General features: G+C 69.9%; 13 protein-coding genes. 3 read left to right on the top strand and 10 right to left on the bottom strand.

The genetic code is table 11. The features are described 5' to 3' along the window. Positions 1-2 precede the first annotated feature (2 nt). A complete protein-coding gene (locus ACFWHT_RS12950; RefSeq protein ID WP_378829147.1) occupies positions 3-3,479 on the bottom strand; it encodes a carbohydrate binding domain-containing protein in 3,477 nt (1,158 codons plus the stop codon). A gap of 181 nt (positions 3,480-3,660) precedes the next feature. Here ACFWHT_RS12950 and ACFWHT_RS12945 point away from each other — a divergent pair, with 181 nt between their 5' ends. Next, entirely contained in the window at positions 3,661-4,863 is a 1,203-nt protein-coding gene (locus ACFWHT_RS12945) for a pyridoxal phosphate-dependent aminotransferase (protein ID WP_378829145.1), read from the top strand. Between the two features lie 62 nt (positions 4,864-4,925). On the opposite strand, the gene ACFWHT_RS12940 is transcribed toward ACFWHT_RS12945, so the two are convergent. The 7 genes from ACFWHT_RS12940 to ACFWHT_RS12910 form a co-directional block, all read right to left on the bottom strand. Then, positions 4,926-6,077, bottom strand: a complete 1,152-nt coding sequence (locus tag ACFWHT_RS12940) for a UDP-N-acetylmuramate dehydrogenase (RefSeq protein WP_378829143.1) — start codon at positions 6,075-6,077, stop codon at positions 4,926-4,928. A gap of 2 nt (positions 6,078-6,079) precedes the next feature. Further along, entirely contained in the window at positions 6,080-6,481 is a 402-nt protein-coding gene (locus ACFWHT_RS12935; RefSeq protein WP_378829141.1) for a MaoC/PaaZ C-terminal domain-containing protein, read from the bottom strand. After that, positions 6,481-6,942 (bottom strand): MaoC family dehydratase N-terminal domain-containing protein, encoded by a 462-nt coding sequence (locus ACFWHT_RS12930; protein WP_378829138.1) that lies wholly within the window; start codon positions 6,940-6,942, stop codon positions 6,481-6,483. Before ACFWHT_RS12930 ends, ACFWHT_RS12935 begins: the two co-directional genes overlap by 1 nt. Before the next feature lie 63 nt (positions 6,943-7,005). Then, positions 7,006-7,800: a sulfite exporter TauE/SafE family protein gene (locus tag ACFWHT_RS12925; protein WP_378829136.1), complete on the bottom strand. Its 795-nt coding sequence runs from the start codon at positions 7,798-7,800 to the stop codon at positions 7,006-7,008. A 72-nt stretch (positions 7,801-7,872) separates the two neighbouring features. Beyond that, complete coding sequence (locus ACFWHT_RS12920) at positions 7,873-9,420, bottom strand: tripartite tricarboxylate transporter permease (protein ID WP_378829134.1); 1,548 nt, start codon at positions 9,418-9,420, stop codon at positions 7,873-7,875. Then, a complete protein-coding gene (locus ACFWHT_RS12915; RefSeq protein ID WP_378829131.1) occupies positions 9,420-9,965 on the bottom strand; it encodes a tripartite tricarboxylate transporter TctB family protein in 546 nt (181 codons plus the stop codon). Before ACFWHT_RS12915 ends, ACFWHT_RS12920 begins: the two co-directional genes overlap by 1 nt. A gap of 1 nt (position 9,966) precedes the next feature. Further along, a complete protein-coding gene (locus ACFWHT_RS12910; RefSeq protein ID WP_378829129.1) occupies positions 9,967-10,971 on the bottom strand; it encodes a Bug family tripartite tricarboxylate transporter substrate binding protein in 1,005 nt (334 codons plus the stop codon). Between the two features lie 158 nt (positions 10,972-11,129). Between ACFWHT_RS12910 and ACFWHT_RS12905 the strand changes: the two genes are divergently transcribed. Together ACFWHT_RS12905 and ACFWHT_RS12900 are read left to right on the top strand one after the other, a co-directional pair. Next, complete coding sequence (locus ACFWHT_RS12905; RefSeq protein WP_378829127.1) at positions 11,130-12,434, top strand: PAS domain-containing protein; 1,305 nt, start codon at positions 11,130-11,132, stop codon at positions 12,432-12,434. 52 nt (positions 12,435-12,486) lie between these two features. Further along, positions 12,487-14,067, top strand: a complete 1,581-nt coding sequence (locus ACFWHT_RS12900; protein WP_378829125.1) for an AMP-binding protein — start codon at positions 12,487-12,489, stop codon at positions 14,065-14,067. A gap of 68 nt (positions 14,068-14,135) precedes the next feature. Here the strand turns inward: ACFWHT_RS12900 and rplQ are convergent, their stop codons facing one another. Beyond that, positions 14,136-14,681: a 50S ribosomal protein L17 gene (rplQ, locus tag ACFWHT_RS12895; protein ID WP_378829123.1), complete on the bottom strand. Its 546-nt coding sequence runs from the start codon at positions 14,679-14,681 to the stop codon at positions 14,136-14,138. Between the two features lie 34 nt (positions 14,682-14,715). Beyond that, positions 14,716-15,705 (bottom strand): DNA-directed RNA polymerase subunit alpha, encoded by a 990-nt coding sequence (locus ACFWHT_RS12890; RefSeq protein WP_378829120.1) that lies wholly within the window; start codon positions 15,703-15,705, stop codon positions 14,716-14,718. Between the last annotated feature and the right edge of the window lie 60 nt (positions 15,706-15,765).

The following is a 15,765-nucleotide window of genomic DNA, read 5'->3' as shown; positions in this document are numbered from 1 at the left end:
GCTCATCGCATGCCGGACACGCGCCGGCGCCGCTGCACGCGCATCAGCACGGCACCTCCGACCAGGAGCAGCAGGCCCGCCCACAGCGCGGCCGTCGGGAGGTCGGCGCCGGTCTGCGGCAGTGACCCTCCGGAGCCCTCCGCTGCCGCGCCGTCACCGCCGTCGTCGCCCGGCTGCCCGGGTCGGCCGCCGCCGGGTCCCCCGGGTGCGCCGAGCGACGCGAGGGTCTGCACCCGGTCGATGCTCACCGAGCCCGCCGGGGCCGCGGCGAGGCGCATGCGACCGGCATCCGCGTCTGTGTCGCCTTCCCCGCCGGTGATGCCGTAGCCGCGCACCGCGGTGAGGCTCAGCCCGTCGTCCGGTGCACCCGGCACCTGCGCCTCGGCGCGTCGGAACTCGTCGAAGGGCAGCTCGACGAACCGCCAGCCGACCGCATCGTCGGTGAAGCCGGCCTCGAAGCGCTCGGCGGTGTCGGGCTCCTGATACACGCGCACGTAGTCGAGCCGGTACTCCTGGGGGAACTCCAGATCCGCGGCCAGCGGACCGCCGAAGTTGCCGCCGACGGCCATGTTCGCGATCAGGAAGAAGGGATGCTCGAACACCCAGTCGTTCGGCGCGACGGTCTCGGGCGTGGCTCGGAAGAACATCACCGGCTCCTCGCCGTCGCGCTGCGCGTACCAGCGGATCTCCTCCGGCTCCCACTCCACGGCGAAGGTCAACCACTGGCCGCCGATGTTCTCGCCGTAGTCGTGGATGTCGCCGATGCTCCCGCCGCCGGAGTATCCCGGGCCGTGCAGGGTGCCGAACACCTCGTTCGGCAGCTTGCCGACGTACTCCATGATGTCGATCTCACCGGTTCCGGGCCATCCCACCTGGCGGAAGTCGGCGCCCAGTGCCCAGAACGCCGGCCAGATGCCGGCCTTGCCCTCGGGCAGCTGGGCACGCGCTTCGATGCGTCCGTGCAGGAACTCGGCCTTGTTCTCGGTCACGAGCCTCGCCGAGGTGTACTGGCAGGGGCCGTACCAGCATTCCAGCCCGCCGGCCTGCGGGTCCTCGACCTTCCGCGTGGTGATCAGCAGGTTGCCGTCGCCGTCGTGAGCGGCGTTGTCGGTGGAGTCCGTGTAGTACTGCAGCTCGTCATTGCCCCAGCCCCAGCCGCCGGTCTCATAGGTCCACAGCCGCGGGTCGGCGGGCGTGCCGGCCTCGCCCTCGAACTCGTCCGCCCACGCGAGCGTCCAGCCCTCGGGGCCGGTGGCGGGGGCGGCGTCGTCCTTCAGCGAGACGATGACTGGCCGCCCGTCGCCTCGGCCGCGGTACCAGAAACCGATTCCCTCGGCTCCGCTCAGATCGCGCGGCTGCGCGAAGTCGTGCGCGTAGCCCCCGGCGCCGACGATGTCGAGCACGTTCTCGTAGCGCTGCTGACCGGGGTAGGCATCGTCCGATCCCGACACGGTCTCCCGCGCGGCGAGCCGTGCTCCCCCCTGCGGGCTGAGCTTGCCGATGCCCTGCTCGAAGTCGTCGATGATGTGCGCGAAGTCGGCCGGGTCCTCGTCGTCGACGATGCTCACCCGTCCTGCGGTCGTGGCGGGCAGGTCTGCTCCGACGGCATCGTGGATGCGCACCAGGAAGGTCTCGTCGACCTCGTGCTTGCCGTCGTCGATCGTCGGGATGCGCAGCGTCGCCGTGCGCGCGCCCGCGGGTATCGTCACCTCGCCGGACGTCGCCACGTAGTCACGTCCCGCCGTGGCCGACGGATCCTCGGACGAGGTGCGATCGACGGCGTCCTCGGTGCGGTAGGAGAAGCTCACGTCCTCCTCCGACGGGCGGTTGAGCGACACGGTAACCACCGCCTGCTCCCCCTCGGTCACCGGGAAGATCGAGCGCGCGAAGTTCAGCAGCATCGGCCGGTCCGGATCGGGTTCGCCGTACAGCGCCACGTCGTCGATCCGGATGGTGGTGCTCACCCGGGGCGACACCTGCTCGATGCCGATGCCGAAGCCGTGCATCTCGCTGAGGGTGAGGCCGTCATCGGGCGCGCCGTTGTTGACGTTCTTCCGGGTGAACTGCTCGAACGGGAACTGCACGAAGCGCCACCCGTTCCAGTCATCGGCGAAGCGTACGCTGAAGCGCTCGGCGTCGTCGATCTCGGAGTCGGGCGTGCGGTTGTCGAGGATGTCCACGAACATCGGCGCTCCCGAGTTGGTGCCCTTCATCCAGAAGCCGAAGCCCCCGTGCGCACTCCAGTCCTGTGCGTGCCAGGCGGATCCGTCGTCGGTGAAGGCGTCGATGAGCACGGCCCACGAGGTGCTGTCGAGACCGAGGTCGAGCACCGTGTTGCCCTCTGCGGCATCCGGCCGGTCCGCGCCGTCGGCGCGCTCGAACGAGGGCACGTTGCCGGCGCCCTGGGCCGTGAACCAGCCCAGCGGGGGCGCGTCGGCCGGATCGCCCGGCAGCAGGTCGCTCTCGAAGTCCACGATCGTGGTGTAGTCGGGCGCGGGCTCTCCCGCGGCGACCTCGTCGTCGCGGACGGTCACGGTGGTCTTCGCGGCGCCGAGGGTGGCACCGACGGCTGCCGACAGCTCGACGGCGAACTGGGCGTTGCCGTCCGCCTCGTCGTCGTCGACGGTCGGGATGACGAGGTCGGCGCTCGTGGCGCCGGCGGGGATGGTGAGCGTGCCGGATGCCGCGGCGTAGTCGGCGGGTGCCCGCGCCGTGCCGTCGACGGTCGCGTAGTCGACCGCGACGTCGGTCTCGGATGCCCGGCTGAGCCGCACCGTGATCACCGCGTCGTCGCCCTCGACGACGTCGACCGCCGCCGCGGCGGTGCCCACGGTGGGTGGGACGGCCCCGTCGGAGGAGAACAGCGCGATGTCGTCGATCTTCACCGTGCCCGCACCGTCGTTCGCCGGGAAGAGGATGCCGCGCACGGCGGTGAGCTCGAGCACTCCGTCGTCGGCGGCCCCGTCGTCCTGGAAGTCGGCAGCGCGCGAGAACCGGTCCCAGGTCAACTCGACCAGCCGCCATCCGGCGGCTCCGGAGGGCACGATCAGGTCCCACCGCTCGTAGGTGCCCGGAGCGGACTCGGGGGCCGGGGCGTCGAGCAGCTCGACCTGGAAGGAGCTCTCGCCGCCGTCACCGTAGAGCCAGAACTGCACACCGTCGTACGCCGACCAGTCCTGCGAAGCCGCGGCGAACTCGAACCCGATTCCGCCGTAGCCGGGTGCCGCCGTCAGGTCGAAGCCGTAGGAGAGCGTCTTCGAACTGGCGGGGTTCTGCGCGTTGACGAGCTCGCCGGTGACGTCCTGGATACCGGCGCCGGCGGCCTCCCACTGGATGTGACGGTCGATGCCGTCCTCGAAGTCGAACAGCGTCTGCACCGAGCCGTCCGCGCCGGAGGCTGCGAGAGGGACGAGACCGGCGGCGATCACGCCGACGGCCGCGGCGGCGGCGAGGGTGCGCCGGCGAAAGGGTGTGGACATCACGAGGACTTCCTTGTCTGGGTGATCGGCCGGGGACTCGAACAGGCCGTGGGAGCGCTCCCGAGGCTTCGCTCGATCATAGGGAGCGCTCCCACGGCTCGTCAACGGTGAGGAAAGTACCGGCAATCTTCACGGCCGCGACCCTCACCGCGGCACAGCTGGCCCGGCTAGGCTCTAAACCGTGACCGAACGCGCACCCCTCTCCCGCAAGCTCTCCGCCATCGCCGAGTCCGCCACCCTGAAGGTCGACGCCAAGGCCAAGTCCCTCAAGGCCGAGGGCAAGCCCGTCATCTCCTACGCCGCCGGCGAGCCCGACTTCGCGACCCCGCAGTTCATCGTGGATGCCGCCGCCGAGGCTCTCGCCGATCCGGCCAACTACCGCTACACGCCCGCCGCGGGACTGCCCGCGCTGCGCGAGGCGATCGCCGCGAAGACGCTGCGCGACTCGGGGCTGGAGATCTCGCCGTCGCAGGTCATCGTCACCAACGGCGGCAAGCAGTCCGTGTACCAGGCGTTCCAGATGGTCCTGAACCCCGGCGACGAGGTGCTGCTGCCCGCGCCGTACTGGACCACCTACCCCGAGGCGATCCGCCTCGCAGACGGCGTGCCCGTGGAGGTGTTCGCCGGCGCCGAGCAGGACTACAAGGTCACGGTCGAGCAGCTCGAGGCGGCCCGCACCGACCGCACCACGGTGCTGGTGTTCGTCTCGCCCTCGAACCCGACCGGCTCGGTGTACTCCGCCGACGAGACGAAGGCGATCGCGGAGTGGGCGCTCGAGCACGGCATCTGGATCGTCTCCGACGAGATCTACCAGAACCTCACCTACGACGGCGTGAAGGCCACGTCCGTCGTCGAGGCGCTGCCCGAGATCGCGAACCAGACCATCCTCGTCAACGGCGTCGCCAAGACGTACGCGATGACCGGGTGGCGAGTCGGCTGGATGATCGGCCCGGCCGATGCCATCAAGATCGCGGGCAACCTGCAGTCCCACCTGTCGAGCAATGTCAACAACGTCGCGCAGCGGGGCGCGATCGCCGCGCTCACCGGCCCTCAGGACGAGGCCGAGCAGATGCGCGAGGCCTTCGACCGCCGACGCCGCCTGATCGTCTCGGAGCTGTCGAAGATCGGCGGCCTCGTCGTGCCGAACCCGACGGGGGCGTTCTACGTGTACCCCGACGTGCAGGGGCTGCTCGGCCGCACCTGGGGCGGCGTGACGCCGACCACCTCGCTCGAGCTCGCGGATCTCATCCTCGAGCAGGCCGAGGTCGCCGTCGTCCCCGGTGAGGCCTTCGGCCCGTCGGGCTACATCCGCATGTCGTACGCGCTCGGCGACGACCAGCTGCTCGAGGGCGTGCAGCGCCTGCAGCGGCTGTTCGCCGCCTGACCTCCGCCGAGACCCCGCTGCGGTGGCGACCGTGTGCACGACCGTGGCGCATGCAGGGGAAGCTAGAGCTCGACGCCCACCAGGACGGGCTCGGGCTGCAGGAGCAGGCCGAACTCGGCGTGCACGCGGCTCTGGATGAAGCGGGCCAGCTCGCCCAGCTCCGCCGCGGTCGCACCGCCCCGGTTGGTGAGCGCGAGGGCGTGCTTGGTCGAGATCGCGGCGCGCGAGCGCGGCAGCTTGAACGCCTTGCCGATGCCGGAGTTCTCGATCAGCCATGCGGAGCTGACCTTCACGAGTCCCTCGGGCCTCTCGGCTCGCGGGGCGAGGCCGGCGTAGGCGTCCAGGGGGATGACGGTGAGCGTGTCGAGGTCGGGCTCGACGGGCCAGCGCGGGCACTCGGCCGGCAGCGCGCGGGCGATGTGCTCGGGCACGATGGCGTTCTGGAAGAACGATCCGGCGCTGTAGGTGTCGGGGTCGTGCTCGTCGAGCAGCATCCCCTTCGCGGCCCGCGTGGCGAGGATGCGCTCGCGCACCCAGGTCAGCGGAACCGGCTCGAAGTCCTCCAGGCCGAGGGCACGGCGCAGCTGATCGCCGCGCACGACGCGACCGGCGTCGCCCGTGACCGCGAGGTCGAGCGTGACCGACAGGATGACGGCACGGCGCCCCTGCGCCTCGCCGTAGTGGTGTTTCAGGACGGAGGTGCGAAACCCCAGCTCGAGTTCGGCAGCCGGCACGACGACGGGCGCATGCGCCCCCTCGTCGATCAGCTCCACCTCGACGAGCGTCTCCTGGATCTCCTGCCCGTACGCGCCGACGTTCTGCACGGGGGCGGCCCCGACGGTGCCGGGGATGCCGCTCATCGCCTCGATGCCGGCGTACCCTCGCTCGACCGCGTGCGCGACGAGCTCATCCCAGTTGTGCCCCGCCTGCACGCGCAGACGCACTCGTCCCTCATGGGGCGAGGGGAGCTCCTCGATGCCGGAGCCGAGGATGCGGATGACCGCGCCGTCGAAGGGCTCATCTCCCACGAACAGGTTGGATCCGCCGCCGAGGACGAACCAGTCGTCACCCGACGCCCAGACCTGCTGCAGCGCGTCGACGAGCTCTGCCCGGGTCGTGGCGTCGAGCATGCGTGCGGGCGCGGCGCCGGTGCGCAGGGTCGTGAGCTCCCGCAGCGGGATGGGCGCCGTCTCGAGCGCGTCGGTGGGCGCCATGGTCAGAGCGCGACCCGCAGCTGGGCCTTGACGAGCACGGTGGTGTCGGCCGACTTCACGGTCAGGTCGATGCGCGCGGAGGTCTCGTCGAGGGCGCCGACCTTCGCGACGACGTGCACGTCGGCCCCGGCGTCGGGATCGACGACGACGGGCTTGGTGAAGCGCACGCCGTAGTCGATCAGGCGAGCGTCCGCGGGGAGGGCCGCGACCACGACGGAGGAGGCGATCCCCATGGTCAGCATCCCGTGCGCGAGCACGCCGGGAAGGCCGACGGCTTGCGCGATGTCATCGCGGTAGTGGATCGGGTTGAAGTCGCCGGATGCGCCGGCGTAGCGCACGAGCGACTCGCGGGTCAGGTGCACGGTGCGCTCGGCGACGACGTCGCCCAGGGTGAACTCGGCCATCACGCTCCCTCCCCCTCGCTCTGCGATCCGACCAGCAGCACGCTCGTCGCGGTGACGACGTGCGCCCCGTCGGCATCCGTGATCGTCGCATCGCTGGTGATCATGGCGTTGCCGCCGAGCGCGCGGATGCCGGTGACCGCCAGCTGGGCCGTGAGCTCGTCGCCGGCGACGATGGGACGCGAGTACGCGAAGCGCTGCTCGGCGTGGATCGTGCGCGCCAGCACGATGCCGGAGTCCGGCTCGGCGAGCAGCTGCTGCAGCGTGAGATCCTGGATCACCATCGCAAAGGTGGGCGGGGCGACGACATCCGCGTAGCCGGCTGCCTGAGCGGCGGCGACGTCGGTGTGCTGCGGGGCGTCGGCGAAGACGGCGCGGGCGAACTCGCGCACCTTCTCGCGTCCGACGAGATACGGGGATGTCGGCGGGAAGACCCGGCCGACCAGTTCGTTGTTCACGGGCACCCCCCGATCCTATCCGGGCGGCGCCTCACCGACCGGGGAACGAGCCGGGAGCCCGGCCGGCGCTCAGCGACCGCGACCGCGGACGGCCTTGATGCTCATCTGCACGGCGATCACGACGAGGTAGGCCGCGAACAGCATGTTCCCCGCCTGCGGATCGATCAGCGTGGCGAGCCAGGCGCCCAGCGCCGTCATCGTGCACGCCGAGATCCCGATGGTGCCTGCGGCGACGAGGTCGACGTTGCGGTGGCGCAGGTTGCCGACGGTGCCGGAGAGGGCGGTGGGGATCATCATCAGCAGCGAGGTGCCCTTGGCGACGAGGTCGCTGGTGCCGAACAGCAGCATGAGGACGGGAACGACGATCACCCCGCCCCCGACGCCGATGAGTCCGGCGATGACGCCGGTGACCACGCCCACGACGGCGAGCCCGGCACCGCTGAGCCAGGTGAGCTCGAACTCGGCGCCCCGCGAGGGGATCACCACGAACAGGCTGACGATCACGAGCACGAGGAAGGCGACGAATCCCCAGCGCAGCGCGGTCTGCGAGATCCTCGGCAGCAGCCGCGAGCCGAGCTGCGCGCCCACGACGGCGCCGGCGGCGAGGATGAGAGCGGGGATCCATGCGACCGAGCCCGACATCGCGTAAGAGATCACGCCGACGCTCGCAGTGGGCACGATGGCGGCGAGCGAGGTTCCGGCCGCGCGTCGCTGGTCGAAGCGCAGCAGGAGCACCAGTAGGGGAACGATGACCGTTCCGCCGCCGACTCCGAACAGACCCGAGAGCAGTCCGGCGGTCAGGCCGATGGCGACGAAGCTCAGGTATGCGCGGGGCCCCCGGGTGATCGCCTGTTCGTCCTGCACGAGGACCAGACTATCCCCCGGGGGCCCGCCGGCATCGTGCCGCCGACCACGCTCCACCCGCGGATCGGCGGTTCAGACCTCCTGATCGGCCTTGATGGGCACCGCGATCGTCTCGGTCAGATGCTGCTCGTACCGGGTCTGCCGACGGCGCAGCCACAGAGCGCCGAGGATCAGCACCGCGAGCACGCCGTACGCGGCGGCGGCGAACGGCTGCAGGATGAGGGTGCTGGGATCGCCCTGGCTCAGCTGCAGCGCCTTGCGCAGCTCGGCCTCCCCCATCGGACCGAGGATCATCCCGACGACCAGCGGCGCGACGGGTATGCCGTAGCGGCGCATGAAGTAGCCGAGCACGCCGATGACCACCAGGATGACGATGTCGCTGATCGAGAACTTCACCGCGTAGGCGCCGAATGCCGCGAACATCAGGATGCCCGCGTACAGGTACGGCCGCGGGATCTGCAGCAGCTTGACCCACATGCCGACCAGCGGCAGGTTCAGCACGATGAGGATGAGGTTGCCCAGATACAGACTCGCCACCAGCGCCCAGACCAGCGCCGGCTGGTTGGTGAACAGCTGCGGTCCCGGCTGGATGCCGTAGGACTGGAACGCGAAGAGGATGATCGCCGCCGTCGCCGTGGTCGGCAGCCCGAGCGTCAGCAGGGGGACCAGCACGCCGGCGGCGGCGGCGTTGTTGGCGGCCTCGGGACCGGCCACGCCTTCGATCGCACCCCGTCCGAACTCCTCCTTGCGGCGGGACAGCTTGCGTTCTGCCGCGTAGGAGAGGAAGGTGGCGACGTCGGCGCCTCCGGCGGGGATCGTGCCGATCGGGAAGCCGATCGCGGTGCCGCGAAGCCACGGCTTCCACGACCGCCTCCAGTCGTCCCGCGTCATCCAGCTGCGCCATCCTCTGGTCACCGGGATGACGTCGACGCCGCCGTGACGCAGCCGTGCGGCCACGTACAGCGTCTCCCCGACCGCGAACAGGCCGACGGCGACGAGCACCACGCTGATGCCCTCCCCCAGCACCGGGATGCCCATCGTGTACCGCTGTTGACCGGAGAGCACGTCGGTGCCGATGAGTCCGATGAACAGTCCGATCGCCAGCGAGAGCACGCCGCGCGACACCGAGCGCCCCATCAGCGCCCCGACGGTGATGAAGGCGACGACGATGAGCGCGAGCTTGTCGGCGGGCCCGAGTGAGACGGCGAAGGTGGCGAGCACCGGCGCCAGGACGGTGAGCCCGACCGTGGCGATGGTCCCGGCCACGAACGAGCCGATGGCTGCTGTCGCCAGAGCCGCGGCTCCGCGGCCGGCCTTCGCCATTCGATTGCCTTCTATCGCGGTGACGATGGAGGCCGATTCGCCCGGGGTGTTCAGCAGGATGCTGGTGGTGGACCCGCCGTACATCCCGCCGTAGTAGATGCCGGCGAAGGTGATGATCGCGGCGGTCGCGTCGAGCGAATAGGTCAGCGGCAGCAGGAGTGCCACGGTCATGGCGGGGCCGATGCCGGGCAGGACCCCGACCGCGGTGCCGATGAAGACGCCGATGAACGCCCACATCAGGTACTGCGGCTGAAGCGCCGTCGCGAAGCCTTCCAGGAGCAGGGACCAGCTGTCCATCAGAACATCCCTCCCAGCCAGCCGAACACGGGACCCCACGGCAGGGAGAGCCCGAGCAGGCCGCCGAACACGATCTGCACGACGAGGGCGACCACCAGTCCGATGACGAAGCCGAGCCACCAGCGCTTGGCGCCGAGCGCCCAGGCCACGATGCCGAACAGCAGTGCTGCGGCAGGTGCCCAGCCGATGATCTCCAGCAGCACGAGGTGCACGACCACGGCACCGACGAGCTCGGCGAGCGTGATCCAGTCGGTCTTCGCGCCGGGATCGATGTCCTCGCCCTCCTCGGGCTCGCCGCGACGACCGCGGAGGACTCCGACGAGCACCGCCGCCGATGCGCCGATGAGCAGCACCGAGACGGCGATCGGGAAGACGGTGGGGCCGACCTGCACGCCGACGGGGACGTGGATGCCGAGGGCGCCGACGAGCGCGAGCACGCCGAGGGCGAGCATGAGCAGGGCGAAGACGAGCTCTCCGAGGGGAACCCGCGGGGCGGACCGAGTCGCCTCAGCCCGCCCGTTCGCCCCGAGGATCGGGGCGGCCATGTCAGATCAGCCCGATGTTCTTCAGGGTGCCGGTGACGTCGGCGATGTTCTGCTTCACGAAGTCGTCCAGCTCGGAGCCGGTGAGGAAGGCATCCGCCCACCCCTTGGTCTCCAGCTCGTTCTTCCACGCATCCGCGTCGTGCATCTCGGTGACGATCCGCTCCAGCTCGGCCCGATCGGCGTCGGAGATGTCGCCCGGGGCGATCACACCGCGCCAGTTGGTGAGCACCACGTCGTATCCCGCGTCGGTGATGGTGGGCACGTCGGGCAGCTGCTCGACCGGCTCCGCGCTCGATACGGCCAGGGCGCGCATCGTGCCGGCCTCGATGTGCTGCTGGAATTCGGCCACGCCGGAGATGCCGGCCGCGACCTTGCCTCCCAGGATGAGCGAGACGGCCTCTCCACCGCCGGCGTTGGGGGTGTAGTTCAGCTTCTTCGGGATCTCGGCGCCGTCGAGGCCGGCCGCCTCGAGCATCAGCCCGGCGAGGATGTGGTCGGCACCGCCGGCGGAGCCGCCCGTGACGGTGACCTTCTGCCCGTTGTCGACGATGTCCTCGACCAGGTCCTCGAGGCCGTCGTACGGCGAGTCGGCCGGCACGACCACGACGAGCGGCTCGTCGGTGAGTCGTGCGATCGGAGTGGTGTCCTCCAGTCGCACCTGCGACCCGTTGGTCTCGATCGCGCCGACCATCACGAGGCCGTTGACCATGAGCGTCGCCGGATCCTTCACGTTCGCGAGCTGCGCGAGACCGATGGTTCCCCCGGCGCCGCCGACGTTGGTGACGGGCGCGGTCTTCACCACGCCCTCCTCGGTGAGGACCTTCGCGATGGTGCGACCGGTCTGGTCCCACCCGCCGCCCGGGTCGGCGGGGACGATGATCGAGACGTCCGAGAACGTGGCCTCGCCGTCGTCCGCGCCGGTGCCGCCGCCCTGTGACGAGCATCCGGCCAGGGCGAATGCGGTGACCGCCGCGATCGCGACGAGTGCTGTGCGTGACTTCTTCATGCGCTCCTCCTTGAGCGGTGTGGGATGCTGGCCACCGTACGCATCCGAGAGGCGCGGGCACCCCTTCCGAAATCATTGGTCGGCATTCGGAAACTATTGGTCACGGATGCCCGCCCGCTGCGCTTCCTCCCCCTCGCTCGCGCGAGGAGAATGGCTCCGTGGCCTCGAAGACGAAGCGCGCATCGCTGGAGATGCAGGACGGCAGGATGCCGCTGCGGGTGCAGCTGATCCTGCTCCAGGCGCTCATCGTCGCGGTCGTGACCCTCGTGGCCGGGGTCACCGCCGGCGTCATCCAGGCGCACACGGTGCGGGACGCCTACGAGGACCGGATGCTGGCGGTCGCCCAGTCCATCGCGTCGATGCCCGTGATCCGCGCCGCCTTCGACGACGACGATCCGGCGGCGACGATCCAGCCGCTCGCCGAGACCATCCGCAAGGCGTCGGAGCTCACCTACGTGGTCATCGCGAACGCCGACGGCATCCGCTATTCGCATCCGAACCCCGCACGCATCGGCGAGCGCGTCTCGACCGACCCGTCTGTGCCGCTGTCCGGCCGGGTGTGGATGGGCACCGAGACCGGAACTCTCGGCCCGTCGTGGCGGGTCAAGGTCCCGATCTTCGCCGACGACTCCACGGTGATCGGCACGGCATCGGTCGGCATCCTCGAATCGGAGGGCGACGGCGAGTTCGCCGGCAACCTCTTCTGGATCATCGGCGCCATGCTCGTGGCGGTGGTGCTCGGCGTGTTCGGTTCGGCGTGGGTCACGGCGGTGATCCGGCGCCGCATCCACCGCCTGGAGCCGCACGAGATAACCGCCCTCGTGCGCAACCACGAGACCACCCTGCACGGGCTGAGCGAGGGCGTGATCACGGTGGATGCCCAGGGCACGATCACGCTCGCGAACGACGCCGCCGCCCGGCTGCTGGGCGCGGAGCCACAGACCCTCACCGGCTCCCGCGCCGAAGAGGTGCTGAGCCCGGAGCTCATGTCGGTGCTGGGAGACGGCGAGGATGCCGGCCGACCCGTGATCGTCGGCAGCAGCGTGCTGGTCGCCCGCAGTACCGGCGCGCACGTCGACGACGAGACCGTCGAGGCCACGCTCCTCCTGCGCGATCACACCGAGCTGCATGACGTGGTGCGTCGGGTGGAGGCGGCGGATGCCATCATCGCCTTCCGCCAGCGCGCCGGGCTGCCCAAGGGCCTCAGCGCGGAGACGCTGGAGCGCGTCGCGACGGCACTCGCCCGGCATCCCGACGTGTCCGCGGCCGAGCTCGGCGCGGTGCTCGACATCTCCCGCGTGAGCGCACGACGATACCTCGAGCACCTGTCCAGCACGGGCCGGGCGCTGCGGTCGCTGGACTACGCCACGAAGGGGCGACCGGGCACGCGATACCGCGCGAACGATCCGGTCGGGCCTGCGACGGAAACCGTTGGGACCGTGTCTCCCTCTGTGCGAGACTGACTCCCAACCGCCCGGTGCGCCTGACGCGGGGCGATCGATCGAAGGAGATCACATGCTTCGCAGCGCCTACCCCGATGTCGAGATCCCGGACGCGTCCGTCTTCGATTACCTGTTCGGCGGTCTCGCCGACGACGACCTCGATCGCATCGCGATCGTCGACGGCACCTCTGGCGCCGAGACCACGTACCGGCAGCTGGTCACGCAGATCGGGCTGTTCGCCGGCGCGCTGGCCGCCCGCGGCGTCCGGGTCGGCACGACCGTCGGCGTGCTGTGCCCGAACGTACCGGCCTTCGCCACCGTGTTCCATGGCATCCTGCGCGCAGGTGGCACGGCCACGACGATCAATTCGCTGTACACCGCCGACGAGATCACCGGCCAGCTGGAGGACGCCGGGGCGGAGTGGCTCGTCACCGTCTCTCCGCTGCTCGCCGGCGCGAAGGAGGCGGCGGCGCGTCGCGGCATCGCCGACGATCACCTGATCGTGCTCGACGGCGCCGACGGGCATCCGGGTCTGCGAGACCTGCTGAGCGAAGGCCACTCCGCTCCCGACGTCTCGTTCGACCCGGCCACGCATCTCGCGGTCCTGCCCTACTCGTCCGGCACGACGGGGCGCCCCAAGGGCGTGATGCTCACGCACCGCAACCTCGTCGCGAACGTCGCGCAGTGCAGGCCGATGCTCAGCGTCGACGAGACCGACCGCGTGCTCGCTGTGCTGCCGTTCTTCCACATCTACGGCATGACGGTGCTGCTGAACTTCGCGCTGCGTCAGCGCGCGGGCCTGGTCACGATGCCGAGGTTCGATCTGCTGGAGTTCCTGCGGATCATCGCCGAGCACCGCACCAGCTGGGTGTTCGTCGCGCCGCCCATCGCGGTGGCGCTGGCCAAGCATCCGGCGGTCGAGCAGTACGACCTCTCGGCCGTCAGAGTGATCTTCTCCGGAGCCGCGCCGCTGGATGGAGCATTGGCGGCCGCCGTCGCCGCGCGACTCGGATGCGAGGTCGTCCAGGGATACGGCATGACCGAGACCAGCCCGGCCGTGAACCTCATCCCCGCCGAGCGCACCGACATCGACAAATCGTCCATCGGCCCCCTCGTGCCCGGCACCGAGGCACGCCTCGTGGATGCCGACACCGGCACCGACGTGGAGGTTCCGTCGCAGGGAGTCAGCGCCCCTGGCGAGCTGTGGGTGCGCGGTCCGCAGGTGATGACGGGCTACCTGAACCGCCCCGAGTCGACGGCCGAGATGCTCGACGCCGACGGCTGGCTGCACACCGGCGACATCGCGACGGTGACCGCCGACGGCATCTTCCGGATCGTCGACCGTCTCAAGGAGCTCATCAAGTACAAGGGCTACCAGGTCGCTCCCGCCGTTCTCGAGGCGGTGCTGCTGGAGCATCCGCAGATCGCGGACGCCGCTGTGATCGGCGCGAGCGACGAGGACGGTCAGGAGGTGCCGAAGGCGTTCGTCGTATCGCAGGCGGATGCCCGGCTGTCGGCGGACGAGGTGATGGACTTCGTGGCGTCGAGGGTCGCCCCGCACGAGAAGGTGCGGCAGGTGGAGTTCATCGACGCGATCCCGAAGTCGGCATCCGGCAAGATCCTGCGCAAGGACCTGCGCGCCCGCACCGCCTAGCGCGCTGAGCACGACGAAGCCCGCCGTCCCTTCTCGGGACGGCGGGCTTCATCATGATGCGGGAGGGCTTACTCGGCCTTCTCCTCCGCAGCGGTCTCCTCGACCGTGGTCTCCTCAGCGGCGGTCTCCTCGACCGGAGCCTCCTCGACCGGAGCCTCCTCGACCTTCTCGGTCTCGGCAGCCTTCTCGGCCTTCGGAGCCTTCTCGGCCTTCGGAGCAGCCTTGGCGGCCGACTTCTTCGCCTTCGGGGTGACAGGCTCGAGCACGAGCTCGATCACGGCCATGGGGGCGTTGTCGCCCTTGCGGTTGCCGACCTTCGTGATGCGGGTGTAGCCGCCCTCACGGTCGGCGACGAGCGGCGCGATCTCGTTGAAGAGGACGTGCGCGGCATCCTTGTTGGAACGCAGCACCGTCAGCGCGCGACGACGGGCGTGCAGGTCGCCGCGCTTGCCGAGCGTGATGAGGCGCTCAGCCAGCGGACGAAGGCGCTTCGCCTTGGTCTCGGTCGTCTTGATCGACTTGTGGACGAACAGCGCCGCCGCGAGGTTCGCGAGAAGAAGGCGCTCGTGGGCGGGGCCGCCTCCGAGGCGGGGACCCTTGGTGGGCTTGGGCATAATCGTCTAACTCCTGGTCAGAAAAGGTCGGGTTTCAGAAGGACTCGTCTTCGCCTGCGCTGTAGAAGTGGGCGCCGTCGAAACCGGGCACCGAATCCTTCAGCGACAGACCGAGCGAGACGAGCTTGTCGCGCACCTCGTCGACCGACTTCTGTCCGAAATTGCGGATGTTCATCAGCTGCGTCTCGGAAAGGGCGACCAGCTCCGAGACGGTGTTGATGCCCTCGCGCTTGAGGCAGTTGTAGGAGCGCACCGACAGATCGAGGTCCTCGATCGGCATGGAGAGCTCGCTGGAGAGCACGGCCTCGACCGGCGCGGGGCCGATCTCGATGCCCTCGGCCTCGACGTTCAGCTCGCGGGCGAGACCGAACAGCTCGGTGAGGGTCTTGGCGGCCGAGGCGACGGCGTCGCGGGGGCTGATCGCCGACTTCGTCTCGACGTCCAGGACGAGCTTGTCGAAGTCGGTGCGCTCGCCGGCGCGCGTGGCGTCGACGCGGTAGCTGACCTTGAGCACCGGCGAGTAGATCGAGTCGACCGGGATCTGGCCGGCCTCGGCGTACTCGTTGCGGTTCTGCGCAGCGGACACGTAACCGCGGCCGCGCTCGATCGTGAGCTCGAGCTCGAAGCGCGCGGTGTCGTTCAGCGTCGCGATGACCAGGTCGGGGTTGTGCACCTCGACGCCCGCCGGAGCGGAGATGTCGGCGGCGGTGACCTCGCCGGCGCCCGTCTTGCGCAGGTACGCGGTGATGGGCTCGTCGCGCTCGCTGGAGACGACCAGCTGCTTGATGTTGAGGATGATCTCGGTGACGTCCTCCTTCACACCGGGGATCGTGCTGAACTCGTGCAGCACGCCGTCGATGCGAATGGTGGTGACCGAAGCGCCGGGGATCGACGAGAGCAGGCTGCGACGCAGCGCGTTGCCGATCGTGTATCCGAACCCGGGCTCGAGCGGCTCGATGATGAACCGGCTGCGGTTCTCGGAGATCTTTTCCTCGTTGAGAGTGGGACGCTGTGCGATGAGCACTATGTGTTCCTTTCGATCACATGCCCGCTATATGACATGTGTGGGGTGAGGTCTTGAGTT

It is taken from the genome of Microbacterium sp. NPDC058342, assembly GCF_042723935.1.
Lineage (GTDB): Bacteria > Actinomycetota > Actinomycetes > Actinomycetales > Microbacteriaceae > Microbacterium.
The sequence above is the reverse complement of the archived record's forward strand: the minus strand, read 5'-3'. Positions and strand labels throughout refer to the sequence as shown.